The sequence below is a fragment of the Mesorhizobium sp. P2_D5 genome (genome assembly GCF_056404355.1).
The window spans coordinates 813,542-826,971 of record NZ_JBFUEE010000002.1; the positions used below are offsets into that span (position 1 = coordinate 813,542).

The following is a 13,430-nucleotide window of genomic DNA, read 5'->3' on the forward strand; positions in this document are numbered from 1 at the left end:
ATGACTGACAGCAAATTGAAAGCTTCAACGTGCGACATGCCTTGCCGATGAAAAGCCAATTGAAGCGTTTGTCGGTGCTGGGTCTCGCGGGCCTTGTCCTGGCCATGCCTCTCGCTGCCCAGGCCGACGAGGACGATGACGGCGACCATGACCGGGCGCGGGATCTGTACGAGCACGGCGAAATCAAGGGTCTTGCCAACATACTGGACGTTGTCCGCGCCAAAGCTCCCGGCGATGTTGTTGCGGTCGATCTCATCCGCAAGGCAAACAGATGGGTCTACCGGTTCCAGGTCGTCGATGCAGATGGCCGGCGAAGGACCATCGACGTCGACGCCGGTGCCGGTGTCATCATGCGTGATGGGGAGGGCGACTGATGAAGATCCTCCTGGCCGAGGACGAGCCGCGTATCGCGGCCGATATCGCTACAGTCCTTAGGGCATCCGGAATGGCGGTTGATACCGTTCGCGATGGAGAGGCTGCCTGGTTCGCCGGCGATGTCGAGAACTATGATGCCGCGATCCTGGACCTCGGTTTGCCCAAGCTCGATGGTCTCACCATATTGAAACGCTGGCGAGCCAACGCCCGCCGGTTTCCGGTTCTTATCCTGACCGCAAGGGGGATGTGGACGGAGCGTGTCGAGGGCATCAATTCCGGTGCTGACGACTATCTTCCCAAGCCTTTTGAAATGGAAGAACTGCTCGCCCGGTTGCGGGCAATCCTGCGTCGCTCAGCAGGGCAGGCGGCACCAGTGTTGAGATCCGGCCCGCTGCTTCTGGACACGCGCCAAATGCGGATATCGCTTCGCGGCATTCCCGTTTCCCTATCGCCGCTGGAATACCGGCTCCTGGCGTTTCTGATGCATCATGCAGGGCGGGTGGTGGCGCCGACCGAACTGGCTGAGCATCTTTACGATTCAGGGAACGACCGCGATCCGAACACGATCGAAGTCATTGTAGCGAGGCTGCGGCGGAAGCTCGGCAGCGATGTCATCGAAACACGACGCGGGTTCGGGTATCTGATGCCCGATGATCCCGCCTGATGGGCAACTCGATCCGCTTCCGGCTGTGGTTGGCGGCAACCATCTCGATTCTTGTCGCACTCGCCATCGCCGGCGCCGGCCTGCGCTATCTGTTCGAACTTCACGTTGAACGACGCGTGGTGGGCGAGCTGACGGTTGACCTCAACGAGTTGATCGGCGCAACGACCTTCGCAAGCGATGGCCGCCTGATCGTGACCCCAGCGCTCACTGACCCGCGTTTCGCCAATCCGCTGTCCGGTTACTACTGGCAAGTGGAGGACATCGCCACCGGCAGCCTTGAGCGTTCGCGATCATTGTGGGACGCCAAGCTGGTCCTGCCTGCCCGGAGCGCAAGTGGTGAGCTGCGAGCGGTCGAGGAGTTCAAGGGCCCTGGTGGCGAACTCAGTATTGCGGTCGAGCGTACGATCATCGATGCCGGAGGCCGTTCCTTTCACGCAATCGTGGCGGAAGATCATCGAACCGTGGAGGTGTCTGTAAGCGAATATGTTCGCGATCTTGCTCCAGCCCTCCTGATGCTTGCGGCAGTTCTCATGGCCGCGTTTTTCATCCAGATCACCATCGGCCTTGCGCCGCTGGAGACCTTGCGGGTCGCCGTCAGAAACGTGATAGCACAGCGAGCGGCACGGCTCGATGTGGTGGCACCAAACGAAGTGCAGCCGCTTGCAGACGAAATCAACCGTCTTCTCGATGCCCAGGAGAAGGCTCTTGCGCGAGCCCGCTCGCGCGCCACCGATCTGGCGCACGGCCTCAAGACGCCGCTGCAAGTGCTGTCGGCCGATATCCGTACGTTGCGAACGAAAGGCGAGACGGGTCTGGCCGACGAGATCGAGAAGAGCGCCGGAGCGATCCGGCGCCATGTCGAGCGGGAGTTGGCGCGTGCCCGCCTTGCGCCGGGCGTCTCCGGCAAGGCATCCTGCCGCGTGTCGGACGTCGCGGCTGGCGTCATTGCCGTCGTCAAACGGACGCCCAGTGGCAAGCAGCTTTCATTCAAGCTGGATGTCGTAGAATATCTGACGGCGCCGATCGATGAAGGCGACCTGTCTGAAATCCTCGGCAATCTGGTCGAGAATGCCGCACGCTATGCAAAGTCGTCAGTCCGTGTCGGTGCATCCGCCACCGCCGGCGAGGTGATCGTCACTGTCGCCGATGATGGCCCAGGTATACCGGATGCCGATCGGGAGACCGCCCTGTCGCGTGGCGTCCAGCTCGACAGCAAGAGCGGCAGCAACGGCCTTGGCCTTGCCATCGTTTCCGACATCGTCGAAGCCTATGGCGGACGCCTTGCCATGGCTAACGCCGATCCGGGTCTGGTCGTGACCATTTGCTTGCCGCGACACAGTTGAGCGTGCTTCAGGCAAAGCCTGGGAAATAGTCGACCTTTATCTTCGAGCGGCGAACGCCCATGGCCAGCAGTTTCTGGCGCAGCGCCTTGACCATCGCCTGCGGGCCGGAAATGTAGAAAGTCCGCTCGAGGTAGTCGGGGATAGCCAGGCGCACCAGGCGCTCGTCGATGTATCCGGGATACTGGCCCCGCTCGCCACCGCGCGCCACAGCGTGGACCGTCTTGATGCCAAGTTCCTGCCTGGCGGCGCCAAGCACGTCGCGATAAGCGATGTCCTCTTGGCTCTCGGTTCCGTACAGAATGACGATCGGCCGCGCCTCCTTCCGGTCGAGGAGATACTGCAGCATCGAGCGGAACGGCGTGATGCCAATGCCTCCGGCCAGGAAGGCGATCTTGGTTTCACGCTTGGCGGGCAGCGTGAAGTTGCCGGCCAGTTGCGCGGCGTGGATCTTGCTGCCTGGCTTCATGGTCATCAATTCGCGCTTGAAGGCGCTTGATTGCGGATAGAACTTGACGCCGAGGCGGACCGTTTCCTCCGTGGGCGCTGACGCAACCGTGAAATAGCGGCGGTTGCCGCGATTGTCGGCACGATTGAGGCCAAGCGTCCATTCGAGATACTGGCCGGCCTCAAAGGCGAGCTTGCGGGGCGACCGGAAGATGAAATCAAAGCTGTCGACAGCTGATTGCTCGATGCGCTCCAGGGTCAGCACGAAGCGTCCCTTGGGGCCCGCCGCATAGGCAAACAGGTTGCCGGCGAGCAGCGCCAGTTCCGGTGTGAAATAGAACGAGCCCATGTGGATGTTGGGAGCAAACAGAAAGCCGACGATGGCGGCAAAGGCGATACGCGGCCAACGCATCGTCGGTGCGGTCAGCGGCTCGGTCAGCATCACAAAGGCAAAGAACAGCAGAGGCGACGAACCCAGGGTCTCAGCTAGCGCGGTCCAGTACTGCGATGGGTCCGTTGTTGCCATAATGGTCGCCAGCGCAACGATAAGGAAGGTCGAGACAAGATCAAGCCGGCGCAGTTTCCGGACAATGAGCATGCCGCCGAAGAGCACGAGCGAAAGCAACGCCAGATTGCCGCCAACCCACCAGGTGGCTGGTTGGTCGAGCAGCAGCGCGGACAGCGCCACGCCCAATGCAGCCGGATTGAAAAGGTGCTTCCGGCCGATAGCGAGAATGAATTTGGATGATATCGCCCAGACGCACGCGAGTGCCACCGCCGCGATCCCCTTTGTGTCCGTGACGGCTACCGGATCAAGGATGAGCGCCAGAATGAGCGCGGTGATGTAGACGGACTCGTTGTTAGCCGGGACCGCGAAGGTATGCGCAAAGGCCCTGTTGGTGAGCCAGCAGGCGGCCAGCGCCAAAGCCGTCGTGAAGGCGAGTGCAATCGGATCATGCGGTATCAGCTTCAAGAAGCCGAGCACGAACGCCGCGCCGACCAGCGCCATCAGATAGTAGAGGACCAGCCTGTACATGGTCAGGTGATCGAGAAATCGGTCGATTTTCTTGATCATGGCAGGCAAAGGGCTCCGAACCCGGATGTCGGCGTGGCGCGGCTATTGGCGTCGACGACATACCCCTCCAGGCCTGGCGTCTGCTCGATGAAGAGAATGCCGTCCCGGCCCATGGCGAAGGCAGCGGTGGCGAAACGATCGGCTTCGAGCACATCGGCGCCGATGACGGTCAGGCTGACGATATCCTGGATCGCGCTGCCAATACCATGCGGGTTGTAGATGTGTTGACCGCGGACATAGGTGCCGGAGGTCGCGACACCGCGACCGCGGGGATAGACGACCTTTACGACCTCGTCCGCTTGGAAGGGATTGCGGATGCCGACACTCCAGTCATGGCCCGAAGCATTCTTGCCGCAGGACTGGACGTCCCCTCCCGCCTCGATGAAGAAATCGCTGATGCCGGCCCGTTGAACAATCCCGGCCGCATTGCGGATTGCCCAGCCCTTGACAATGCCGGAAGGATCGAGCGAACCGTCGGGCTTGCGAATATCAAAGTATCCGGCGGTTTCGCTTCTCGTCCGTTCGGCAATGGCCAGCACTTCCATCATCTCGCCACTCCAGTCGACGACTGGAACGTCGCCGCGGTTTATGGCCGTGATCTCGCTGTCGGTCCGGTATGTGCTGAAGCGTTGGTCGATGTGCTCGAAATAGCCAAAGACCGTGTCGATCAGCTCACCGTTCGACGCGCCGCCGATGTCGACCGTAATGGGCATGCCCATCAAAATTCGCGTTTCACGCATGGGACTAGGAAGACGCTTTCTTCAGCGCGCCGCGCAGCGACTGGATAAAGGCCCTGCTGGTCAGTGTCGCGCCCGAAATAATGTCGACATTGGCGCTTTGGGCGCTGATCGCTTCGTCGCGCAGCATGGGCAGCGCCTGCCTGTTAATGCTGATGGAGGTGCGGCGATCGGAGGGATATTTCAGCACTTTCAGCGCCGTAAGCTGGCCACCCTGTACGAGAGCCTGAATCTGGATGATGCCGTAATAGGCATCGGCAGGCGGGCCGGTGTAGACGCCGTCGGCATAACCCTGTGCGGCGAGTTTCATACCGGCCGGGACAACACGTGCTGGCGCGTCCGGATATGCCGGCCTCGGCTGTGGGACTGGTATATAGACGGCAGGAGTTACGGCGAATGAGGATGTTGATGACGAGGGATCGGTGACGGGCGGCGCCACTAGCTGCTCCGGTGGCGCTGGCGATGGTTGGGGTGCCACCCGAACCACTGTCTGCTTGACGGGATCATTTGGCCGTTTGGCAGCAACGGCTTTGCCCGCCGTCGTTTCCCTTGCAAGCGGGAACCTTGTTCTGAACTGGGGTGAGGGCGCCGGCAAGGCCCGGAAAATCGGCGCGGCTGCGGCGGGGACCTCTGTCGCGTTTGCCGGCAGCGCCGAACCCAGCACATCGTCGGCTGGCCGTTTGCCTGCCTGATCCCAGACATAGGCGCCGGAGGCGGCGATCACCAAAAGTGACAGGGCAATCTGTTTCATCGGAATTGTGCTTCCACATTGAACCTTGCAGAGGCGACCCATCTGGTACGCTTCGGATGCAATATCCCACGACCAAGCTGACAACTGGCTGTCAGCCGAGGTCGAGCTGCGAGTGGCCGTGAAAGCTCAAGGGGACGACAAATTGACTTGGATCAAGATCGTCGCATATGCAGCGAGGTAGGAAGGTTCTCTCAAACGAGGTAGCTGCCTTGACTGTTGCCAACGAGCCGGCCGGATACACCGGAATCCAGATATTGCTGCATTGGACTATCGCGGTGCTGACCGTCCTGCAGCTTGTAATCGGCGAGGACATCAAGCCGGCTTACCGGGCGTTCTCGCGCGGCACCGAGCCGGCAACTGGCGACATTTTCAATGCGAATGTTCATGTCTATGTCGGTTTGGCCGTTCTGGCGCTGGCGATCTGGCGGTTTGCGGTCCGTCTCAGGCATGGCGTGCCGGTGGCGCCGCCCGAAGAAAGCGTCCTGCTGAAGCGGATTGCCGCAGCCGCTCATTTCCTGCTGTATCTTTTCATTTTCGGGATGCCGATTACTGGGGCGCTGGCATGGTACTTCAGCTTTCGAGCGATGGGTGAGATTCACGAACTCGCCAAGCCGGTGATCATCATTGTCGTCGGCCTCCATGCGGCAGCCGCGCTGTGGCAACATTTCTATGTGAAATCGGATGTGCTGGTCAGGATGCTGCGACCTGCCGGACGGCGCGCTCTGTGATGTCATGAGCCGCCTGCACAGTGAAAACCATCTCGTATCGCGCGTCGGCTGGTTGCGCGCTGCCGTGCTCGGCGCCAATGACGGAATCGTCTCGACGGCCAGCCTGATCGTTGGCGTGGCGGCGGCCAATGCAGCGGCCTCCAATGTGCTGGTGGCCGGCGTTGCCGGACTGGTCGCCGGTGCGATGTCGATGGCGGCCGGCGAGTATGTCTCGGTCAGTTCGCAGTCCGATACCGAACGAGCCGATCTTGCGCGTGAGAGAGGGGAACTGGCGACGCAGCCAGATTTCGAGCGACGGGAGCTTGCGGAGATCTATGTCAAACGTGGCGTGGAGCCAACGCTGGCCTTGCAGGTCGCCGATCAATTGATGGCGAAGGACGCGCTTGGCGCCCACGCTCGTGATGAACTCGGTATTTCGGAGGTGACGACGGCGAGACCGATCCAGGCCGCGCTGACCTCTGCGGCTGCATTTTCGGTTGGGGCGGCCATGCCATTGGCGATGGTGCTTGTTTCACCGGCCGCTTGGCTTGCCGCAACGGTTTCTGTTGCCTCGCTCCTTTTCCTGGCTGTTCTGGGCGCCATTGGGGCCAAAGCCGGCGGCGCCAATATGATAAATGCAACTGTTCGCGTCACTTTTTGGGGCGCGCTGGCAATGGCGCTGACTGCCGGTATCGGTGCCGTCGTTGGCACTGCCATCTGACGCGTCTTGCGACTTTGATCACGGCCCATCACGTGGGCGCCTATCCTCCGCAAAATAATCCCGAGAGGGTCGGCGCCAGTTCTATGAAGTTGCGAAAGCGCAACGAGGGCGGCGCGAGCGGGATATATCATGAGGCATCGCAAATCGCGGAGACTGCATCGTGAAGGAACTCAGTTCGGCCGCGCCGAGATCGGCGCCGCCTGGTCGAAGACCTCCAACGAGGGCCGCGACTACCTGGGTCTCAAGCTCGACGATCCGAGCTTCAACGCCCCGATCTACGCCAACCTCTTCGACGACGAGGAAGGTGAGGGCTTCTCGCTCATCTGGTCCCGCCCGAACGCGCGGCGGGGCGATTAAGGCCCCGCGCAGGCCCCGGCCAGTAGGCCGGGGCCCTCTTCCGCGGAGGCCGGTTCATCCCAATCAAGCCGAGGCGATGCCGAAACCGCATCGCGTGATGCTTATCGACCATGCTCCGCTGGCAAAATTGTTTCTATCTGTGAAGACGAGGGCAAGCGATGATCGAACCATTTGATGACACCGCGCCGACCAGTGACGAACTCACCGAATACGACCGGGAACACGTCAAGCTCTATGTGCGCCTGCTTGACGCCGCCGACGACGGCGCGGACTGGCGCGAGGTGGTCGAAATTCTCTTCGGCATTGATCTGACGAAGGAGCCACAACGCGCCCGACGCATCCATGACAGCCATCTGGCGCGAGCGCGCTGGATGGCGCGTGCTGGCTACCGCCATCTCTTGCGTCAACCCGGCAGCTAGGATCACCGCTCCTGTCGTTCCCGGGTGATGCCGAAACGGCATCACCCGATGCCCGGCGAGGGTCTTCCGCCAATCGCTACAACCCGGAATTGTTTTGAGGCGGGGTCTACGCGTTTCTTGCGAGGAGCTCTTGGATGAGGCCGGATACGTCGCTTTGGCGAGACAATGCCAGCTATGATTATTTCGATACATTAACTATCGAAGGGCTCGCCTGGGAGTGTCTGCGGCGTCACGAACCCTATCAACGGCACTACCAAGCGCTCCTGACCACAAGAGCCGACAAGGCACCCTTCAACCCTGAGGCACAGCGGCAGTGGGGGTTGCGATTTCCCGGCCTCGCCGGATTTGTCGGCGTTGGCGCAAGACGTTTTTTGGTCGCCTGACGTCGATCCAGCTGTGGTTACTCTCGTGCCGGCGCCGGAATTCCTGTCATCCTTGCGATCGGCTCCGTTGACCGGCCTGGGTGTGAGCCGCGACAGCGTGGAAGGACGCCACACTGTCCATAGTGCAGGTGTCGGCACCCAACTTCTGCTTTTGCCCGGTAGTGAGCCGCACGGCCCTTTGGCGGCGTTGATCCCTTTGGATGCAGAAACGTTGGGACGGATCGAAGCACTCACCCGTTTCTGGCGGGCCTGGCAGGGGCGCCCCACACCTTCTGACACGCGGATGACCCCGCAGCAGCGCCGTCGCTTTCGACTGATGATACAGGCCGCTGACGGCCACTCGAATGGCGCGAGTTACCGCGACATTGCGATCGCCCTTTACGGGTTGAAGCGCGTCGCCGCCGATCCTTGGAAAACCTCCGCGCTGCGCGATGCGGTGATCGGTCTCGTCGAAGGCGCCACCGCCATGATCGGCGGCGGCTATTTGCAAATCCTGCGTCATCGCCGTCGATCCTAGCGGGTCTGGCCGCGCAAAAGGGGTGGAGTCTTAGCCCCCCTCAACTTCCCCATCCCTGACGAAGCTTACTCTCCGCCACCGTGGTCTCCGCCCACCGCTGAACGCCAGCGGCCGTCCAAAACCCCACGGAGGCCCGATCCATGCGACCCGATATCGCCGTTTTGCCGCCGCGCTTCCTGCGCACCAAGGAAGCCGCGGATTTCCTCAGCCTGTCCGCCCGCACGCTCGAAAAGCACCGTACCTAAGGCACTGGTCCTTCCTACCGCAAGCTCGGCGGCCGTGTCGTCTATGCCGTCGACGATCTTCAGGCTTGGGCCGAACGCGGCGCTGTCACCTCTACATCCGATCCGCGTGGGTCGGTCCTGCCGGCCAAGCGTCACACGCCGGCGCCGCCGGCGCACGGCGGACGATACGCACGCTGACCGCGCGGGGATTTCCAAATGGCTGCGCGAAACCAATCCCTATCGGAGCGCGGGCAGCTCGACCTGTTCCGGGCGCTGCCTGGCGACTTCGCCCCACGAGACGCGCAGGATCTCATGGCCTATCCGTTCTTCTCCCTTTCCAAGACCCATCGCGTCACCCCGATCGACTTTGCCGCGGGCAACGTCACGATCCGGGTCGAAGCCGTACCCGATCATGGGATGGCCACCATCTGGGACGCCGACATCCTGATCTGGGCCGCGAGCCAGATCGTCGAGGCGCGCGACACCGGGCTTCGCACTTCGCGCCTGATGGCCGCCACGCCCTATGAGATTCTCACCTTCGTCGGCCGCGGCAAGAGCCTGCGCGACTATCAACGCCTGAAGGCGGCGCTTGATCGGCTGCAGTCGACCACCGTCTCGACAACAATCCGTCAGCCCGCCGAAGGTCGGCGTCACCGCTTCTCATGGATCAATGAGTGGCAGGAGCGCATCGATCGCCATGGCAAACCCGCGGGGATCGAGTTGATCGTGCCCGACTGGTTCTACCAGGCAGTCCTCGATGACGCGCTCGTGCTGACGATCGATCGCGCCTATTTCGACCTGACTGGCGGGCTGGAGCGCTGGCTCTATCGGCTGGTGCGCAAGCATGGCGGACGCCAGCGCGACGGCTGGCGCTTCGACTTCCGTCACCTTCACCTGAAATCCGGCAGCCTGTCGCCCTACAAGCGCTTTGCCTTCGAGCTGCGCGACATCATCCGCCGCCAGCCGCTGCCCGGCTATGCCCTTGCGCTGGAAGTGGAGATTGGCGGCCGGGTGCTGCTCGCCTTCGAGCGGATCGCCTCCTGTGGAAGGCCTGTGGACGGCCTCGTGCTATCAGGAACCGGACCTATCGTGCCATCGGGAACCGCAGGCTCGTGCTATCAGGAACCCAAACGGGGCCTAACCTCGCGAAAGCAAAGCCGAAATCGCGCCTCTAACTTAGAATCTAACCCAGATTCTAACTTTGAAGAGCGCGCGCGCAATGCGCAGAGGCTCATCCGACGAACCAGCCACGCACTCAGCATAGACACCGACAAGACCTCGAATGCGCCATCGGTTTCTGACGGCAGCAGCACGGCAACCAGCGTCTCCGAAGCCCCGAATCCGCCTCTAGATCCGCGCTCGGGAGCCACCCGATGATCGCTGCCACGCACCACGCTCGCGACGAACTCGTCCATGTCGAACTGACCTGGGTCGAGAAGAAAATTGAGAACTGGATACGCTTCGGCACGCACGCCCAGGAACAGATCGTTGATCGTCGCCGGCGCATCCTGTCCTATCGCCCCGGCGCGGTCTTCGCCTTTGTGCGCTGGGCGGCGAACGACTTCGGAACGATCATCTCACGCATCGATATCGTGCGTGCGGTCGCGCGTGGCGAAGCCTATCAGACACTGCCCTTCGTGCGCCCCGGCGGCGACATACTGCTGAAGGTCGAGAACTGGCCCAGGGTCGAACGCGTGCTGCAGGCGATCGACGCCATCCAGCACCTCGACATCGAGCCTGAGTTGGTGTCGCCCGATCATTGGCGGCACATCCACAACCGGATAACCGCCGGCCACGCGCCGCGCAGCTACACACTCGACCAACATCGCGCCTTCCTGCTGCGCAAGCGGACCGAGCCGTGATGCGCGCCGCGATCATCCTCGCTAGCGTTCTCGCAACCATGGGAATCGGCTTTCCCGGCCTCACTTCGACGCCCAGGAAGCTCATCTGGAATGCGTCAGCTAGCGCACCGATCGGCTTCTACACGATCGACCCCAACGGACCCTTCGAGGTCCCCGATCTTGTCGCCGTCGACGCGCCCGAGCCACTCGCGGCTTTCCTCGCTGATCGCGGCTATCTGCCGAGGGGCGTGCCACTCTTGAAGCGCATCCTTGGCGTTGCCGGGCAACGAGTCTGTCGCTCGAACCTCACCATAACTGTCGATGGTATCGAGGCGGGCGCGGCGCTCGATCGTGATCGGGCCGGCCGCGACCTGCCGGTCTGGCAGGGCTGCCGCCGCATCCCGACCGGGGAAGTCTTCCTGATGAATTGGCAGGTCCGCGACAGCCTCGACGGCCGCTACTTCGGCCTCATCTCCACCGCCCAGATCATTGGCCTCGCGGTCCCGCTGTGGACCGACGAGGACGGGAACGGCCGCTTCGAATGGCGCGCGCCAACGCGGTGAGCGCGCGACCGGCGGCGCGCGTCGTGCCGCCAGCCATCATCACCGCACCACTGAAAACAGGAGTCTGACATGCAACAGATCGGGGAATTCACGCGCCAGAAGACTGGCTATAGCGGGCGCATCCACACACTCAGCCTCAACCTGGATATCGCCATCGTGGCGGCAGAGGCGAGCGAAACGGAGAAGGCGCCTGACTACCGCGTTCACGCCGGAAGCGAGGACGGCCCCGAGATTGGTGCCGGCTGGAAACGCTCCAGCGAAAAAGCCGGAGACTATGTCTCGATCCAGCTCGACGACCCGACCTTCGCGCAGCCGATACGCGCGAACCTCTTTCGCAATGGCGACGACAAGACGTCCTGGTCACTGCACTGGGCGCGCCCGCGCGACCGCAGCGAGAAGGATTGAACGATGCGCGCTCGCCGTCCGTCGACGAGCCATCGCGGTGCGCCCGGGCCGCTTCGCGCTGCCCGGCGCATGGCTCTCTTCCTCCTTTGCGGCCTGTCCGTCGCGACCGCCATGCCGGCGGCGACCTTGGCGCAGGAACCGCCTGTCGCGCGGTCGTCGCAACGCGATCCGTTTGGCGCGCACATCAGCGAAGCCTCGCAACGCTTCGGCGTTCCGACCGCGTTGATACGCGCCATCATGCGCAAGGAGAGTGCGAGCGATGCGCGCGCCGTCTCCAGCGCCGGCGCCCGCGGCCTGATGCAGATCATGCCCGGCACATGGGATGATCTACGCGCCCGCTGGTCGCTTGGCCGCGATCCGTTCGATCCCCGGGACAACATCCTGGCAGGAACGGCGTATCTGCGCGAACTGCACGATCGCTTCGGCTCGCCGGGGTTTCTGGCCGCCTACAACGCGGGACCTGCACGCTACGAAGCCTACCTCACTGGGCGTCCGTTACCGGCCGAGACCCGCGCCTATGTCGCGACGCTCGCCCCCCTGATCGGTGAAAGCGAGGGTATGCGCCCTTTCGCCGTCACGCCTGTCGAGGCCATTCCCTGGAAGCACGGCTCGCTCTTCGTAGGTCAGCCGGATCGCATACAAGCTGTCGCTCTCGTGCCGACCGAGCTACCACCAAATGACGTGAGCTCTGCACCCAGCGTGCGCGATGTCTCCGCCATCGTGCCGCTGTCCGAGGGCCTATTCGTGGCGCGACCAGGCGAAGGGACCCAGCCATGAGCGTGTATGGGCGTCTTCGCGCAACCGCAAGCTCCAGCGCACCGTGGCGTGCATGGAGGCGGAAGGTGGGCAGAACAACCGGAAGATGGCAGGATAAAAGGGAGCACATTACGCTGCGGTCGGGTCGTTGTTTTTCAATGGGTTAGATCGTGATTTCGCAATGTGTGCATGTTTTCCGCACATTGCAAGAATCGCGATTTCTCAGCTTTTCCCGTGACTTAGTGCAATGTGCGGGAGCAATGCCGGCGGCTTTGTGAGGATAAGGCCGGGAAGGAGGGGTGGTCAGAGACTACGCGTGACAGCCTCTCGTCGGCACACGACGAAGTGGTGGACAGTCGACGTCGGAACCACCTCGACCTGGCCTGCGGAGGCTCGCGATGGCAGCCAGTACGCCTGCCGGAGAGAGGCTTCACTACGGCCCCGATAATCGACCTCGCCAGCGTCGGCCGTAGGATGGCGGCCGAGCGCTGGCTTGTCGGCTGGCGCCACTATGCATCCCTAGGTCTCACAAGGAAGGCGTCCGGCCGCAACGGGCCGCGCCCAAATCGGAGCCTCCGCCCCAGGGTGGTTGGGCGCGGCATCCTTTCCGAAATTCAGTCGCTGCGCATCGCCCAGCCGTACTGACTGTCGTCTGCCACGGCTCGCTCCATCCTGACACGAATACGCAAACCGTCGTGTTACGGTCTTATGGTTTCACGTCACTGGCCTGATCACCATCAAGGCAAATGGGAGAGTTCGCCACGTCTAGGATCAACCGCCGCGCCTTGCTCCTCCACTCTGGCAGCGCAGTCGTCGCCTCGACAGTTGCGGCAACGGCGCTCGGTACTGAGCCGCCAGGCCGAGACCGAGGACCGGTCGATAGTCTGCGAGCGTTGATTGAGGCGCACAAGATAGCGTATGCCGCGTTCGGTAAAGCCCTGCACGAGATAGGCGGTGGACGCGGCGACTCGGCCAGAGCCAGCCGGGAAGAGGAGAGGGCGCTGCTCGCCATCTGCGGCTATGTTGCGGTTGAGGAAGGGGATCGGCTGGCCAAGGCCCGATATCTACTAGAGATCGAGGCGCGCGGTGAGCTCGACCTCGCACAGCATATGCAGGCGGTTCTCCGATCGACGATGTGGAAAGCATGA

At 62.5% G+C, this 13,430-nt stretch carries 17 protein-coding genes and 2 pseudogenes; 16 read left to right on the plus strand and 3 right to left on the minus strand.

The features are described from left to right. Nucleotides 1-59: 59 nt before the first annotated feature. From AC1DYW_RS10630 to AC1DYW_RS10640, 3 genes are read left to right on the plus strand one after another with little or no spacing between them, the layout of a single operon-like run. Nucleotides 60-374 (plus strand): PepSY domain-containing protein, encoded by a 315-nt coding sequence (locus AC1DYW_RS10630; RefSeq protein ID WP_477226101.1) that lies wholly within the window; start codon nucleotides 60-62, stop codon nucleotides 372-374. After that, entirely contained in the window at nucleotides 374-1,039 is a 666-nt protein-coding gene (locus AC1DYW_RS10635; RefSeq protein ID WP_477226102.1) for a response regulator transcription factor, read from the plus strand. Before AC1DYW_RS10630 ends, AC1DYW_RS10635 begins: the two co-directional genes overlap by 1 nt. Beyond that, complete coding sequence (locus AC1DYW_RS10640; RefSeq protein ID WP_477226103.1) at nucleotides 1,039-2,382, plus strand: sensor histidine kinase; 1,344 nt, start codon at nucleotides 1,039-1,041, stop codon at nucleotides 2,380-2,382. The genes AC1DYW_RS10635 and AC1DYW_RS10640 overlap by 1 nt, the downstream gene beginning before the upstream one ends. 7 nt (nucleotides 2,383-2,389) lie before the next feature. On the opposite strand, the gene AC1DYW_RS10645 is transcribed toward AC1DYW_RS10640, so the two are convergent. The 3 genes from AC1DYW_RS10645 to AC1DYW_RS10655 are packed head-to-tail and all read right to left on the minus strand — an operon-like array spanning nucleotide 2,390 to nucleotide 4,948. Then, nucleotides 2,390-3,901, minus strand: a complete 1,512-nt coding sequence (locus tag AC1DYW_RS10645; RefSeq protein WP_477226104.1) for an RnfABCDGE type electron transport complex subunit D — start codon at nucleotides 3,899-3,901, stop codon at nucleotides 2,390-2,392. Continuing rightward, complete coding sequence (locus AC1DYW_RS10650) at nucleotides 3,898-4,620, minus strand: FAD:protein FMN transferase (protein WP_477226105.1); 723 nt, start codon at nucleotides 4,618-4,620, stop codon at nucleotides 3,898-3,900. The genes AC1DYW_RS10645 and AC1DYW_RS10650 overlap by 4 nt, the downstream gene beginning before the upstream one ends. Before the next feature lie 25 nt (nucleotides 4,621-4,645). After that, nucleotides 4,646-4,948, minus strand: a complete 303-nt coding sequence (locus AC1DYW_RS10655; protein WP_477226106.1) for an FMN-binding protein — start codon at nucleotides 4,946-4,948, stop codon at nucleotides 4,646-4,648. Nucleotides 4,949-5,598: 650 nt separating this feature from the next. Here AC1DYW_RS10655 and AC1DYW_RS10660 point away from each other — a divergent pair. From AC1DYW_RS10660 to AC1DYW_RS10720, 13 genes and pseudogenes are all read left to right on the plus strand, one after another. Beyond that, nucleotides 5,599-6,117: a cytochrome b gene (locus AC1DYW_RS10660; RefSeq protein ID WP_477226107.1), complete on the plus strand. Its 519-nt coding sequence runs from the start codon at nucleotides 5,599-5,601 to the stop codon at nucleotides 6,115-6,117. Nucleotides 6,118-6,121: 4 nt separating this feature from the next. Further along, nucleotides 6,122-6,817 carry a VIT1/CCC1 transporter family protein gene (locus AC1DYW_RS10665; RefSeq protein WP_477226108.1) on the plus strand — a complete coding sequence of 232 codons (696 nt, stop codon included), beginning with the start codon at nucleotides 6,122-6,124 and terminating at the stop codon, nucleotides 6,815-6,817. A 177-nt stretch (nucleotides 6,818-6,994) separates the two neighbouring features. Continuing rightward, nucleotides 6,995-7,174 (plus strand): annotated as a pseudogene (locus AC1DYW_RS10670) (DUF736 domain-containing protein); the annotation flags it as partial. 158 nt (nucleotides 7,175-7,332) lie between these two features. Beyond that, complete coding sequence (locus tag AC1DYW_RS10675; protein ID WP_109672579.1) at nucleotides 7,333-7,593, plus strand: DNA -binding domain-containing protein; 261 nt, start codon at nucleotides 7,333-7,335, stop codon at nucleotides 7,591-7,593. Nucleotides 7,594-7,727: 134 nt separating this feature from the next. Next, nucleotides 7,728-7,976: a transcriptional regulator domain-containing protein gene (locus AC1DYW_RS10680; protein ID WP_477226109.1), complete on the plus strand. Its 249-nt coding sequence runs from the start codon at nucleotides 7,728-7,730 to the stop codon at nucleotides 7,974-7,976. Further along, entirely contained in the window at nucleotides 7,948-8,493 is a 546-nt protein-coding gene (locus AC1DYW_RS10685) for a DUF2285 domain-containing protein (protein WP_477226110.1), read from the plus strand. The genes AC1DYW_RS10680 and AC1DYW_RS10685 overlap by 29 nt, the downstream gene beginning before the upstream one ends. A gap of 140 nt (nucleotides 8,494-8,633) precedes the next feature. Then, nucleotides 8,634-8,915, plus strand: a pseudogene (locus AC1DYW_RS10690) (helix-turn-helix transcriptional regulator). An 18-nt stretch (nucleotides 8,916-8,933) separates the two neighbouring features. Then, complete coding sequence (locus AC1DYW_RS10695) at nucleotides 8,934-10,094, plus strand: replication initiator protein A (protein WP_477226111.1); 1,161 nt, start codon at nucleotides 8,934-8,936, stop codon at nucleotides 10,092-10,094. Further along, on the plus strand, nucleotides 10,091-10,579 hold the full coding sequence (locus AC1DYW_RS10700) for a DUF2840 domain-containing protein (RefSeq protein WP_477226112.1): 489 nt from the start codon (nucleotides 10,091-10,093) through the stop codon (nucleotides 10,577-10,579). Before AC1DYW_RS10695 ends, AC1DYW_RS10700 begins: the two co-directional genes overlap by 4 nt. Beyond that, nucleotides 10,579-11,121 (plus strand): S26 family signal peptidase, encoded by a 543-nt coding sequence (locus tag AC1DYW_RS10705; protein ID WP_477226113.1) that lies wholly within the window; start codon nucleotides 10,579-10,581, stop codon nucleotides 11,119-11,121. Before AC1DYW_RS10700 ends, AC1DYW_RS10705 begins: the two co-directional genes overlap by 1 nt. A gap of 69 nt (nucleotides 11,122-11,190) precedes the next feature. Continuing rightward, nucleotides 11,191-11,526, plus strand: a complete 336-nt coding sequence (locus tag AC1DYW_RS10710) for a DUF736 domain-containing protein (protein ID WP_477226114.1) — start codon at nucleotides 11,191-11,193, stop codon at nucleotides 11,524-11,526. 3 nt (nucleotides 11,527-11,529) lie between these two features. Continuing rightward, nucleotides 11,530-12,303, plus strand: coding sequence for a lytic transglycosylase domain-containing protein (locus AC1DYW_RS10715; protein ID WP_477226115.1), 774 nt, complete (start codon nucleotides 11,530-11,532; stop codon nucleotides 12,301-12,303). A 725-nt stretch (nucleotides 12,304-13,028) separates the two neighbouring features. Then, nucleotides 13,029-13,430, plus strand: coding sequence for a hypothetical protein (locus tag AC1DYW_RS10720; protein WP_477226116.1), 402 nt, complete (start codon nucleotides 13,029-13,031; stop codon nucleotides 13,428-13,430).

Bases quoted from the DNA above. Each gene is read 5' to 3' on its own strand.
- AC1DYW_RS10635 (WP_477226102.1), top strand. From the start codon at position 374: ATGAAGATCCTCCTGGCCGAGGACGAGCCGCGTATCGCGGCCGATATC.
- AC1DYW_RS10640 (WP_477226103.1), top strand. From the start codon at position 1,039: ATGGGCAACTCGATCCGCTTCCGGCTGTGGTTGGCGGCAACCATCTCG.
- AC1DYW_RS10645 (WP_477226104.1), bottom strand. From the start codon at position 3,901: ATGATCAAGAAAATCGACCGATTTCTCGATCACCTGACCATGTACAGG.
- AC1DYW_RS10650 (WP_477226105.1), bottom strand. From the start codon at position 4,620: ATGGGCATGCCCATTACGGTCGACATCGGCGGCGCGTCGAACGGTGAG.
- AC1DYW_RS10655 (WP_477226106.1), bottom strand. From the start codon at position 4,948: ATGAAACTCGCCGCACAGGGTTATGCCGACGGCGTCTACACCGGCCCG.
- AC1DYW_RS10665 (WP_477226108.1), top strand. From the start codon at position 6,122: ATGAGCCGCCTGCACAGTGAAAACCATCTCGTATCGCGCGTCGGCTGG.
- AC1DYW_RS10675 (WP_109672579.1), top strand. From the start codon at position 7,333: ATGATCGAACCATTTGATGACACCGCGCCGACCAGTGACGAACTCACC.
- AC1DYW_RS10680 (WP_477226109.1), top strand. From the start codon at position 7,728: ATGAGGCCGGATACGTCGCTTTGGCGAGACAATGCCAGCTATGATTAT.
- AC1DYW_RS10695 (WP_477226111.1), top strand. From the start codon at position 8,934: ATGGCTGCGCGAAACCAATCCCTATCGGAGCGCGGGCAGCTCGACCTG.
- AC1DYW_RS10700 (WP_477226112.1), top strand. From the start codon at position 10,091: ATGATCGCTGCCACGCACCACGCTCGCGACGAACTCGTCCATGTCGAA.
- AC1DYW_RS10705 (WP_477226113.1), top strand. From the start codon at position 10,579: ATGCGCGCCGCGATCATCCTCGCTAGCGTTCTCGCAACCATGGGAATC.
- AC1DYW_RS10710 (WP_477226114.1), top strand. From the start codon at position 11,191: ATGCAACAGATCGGGGAATTCACGCGCCAGAAGACTGGCTATAGCGGG.
- AC1DYW_RS10715 (WP_477226115.1), top strand. From the start codon at position 11,530: ATGCGCGCTCGCCGTCCGTCGACGAGCCATCGCGGTGCGCCCGGGCCG.
- AC1DYW_RS10720 (WP_477226116.1), top strand. From the start codon at position 13,029: ATGGGAGAGTTCGCCACGTCTAGGATCAACCGCCGCGCCTTGCTCCTC.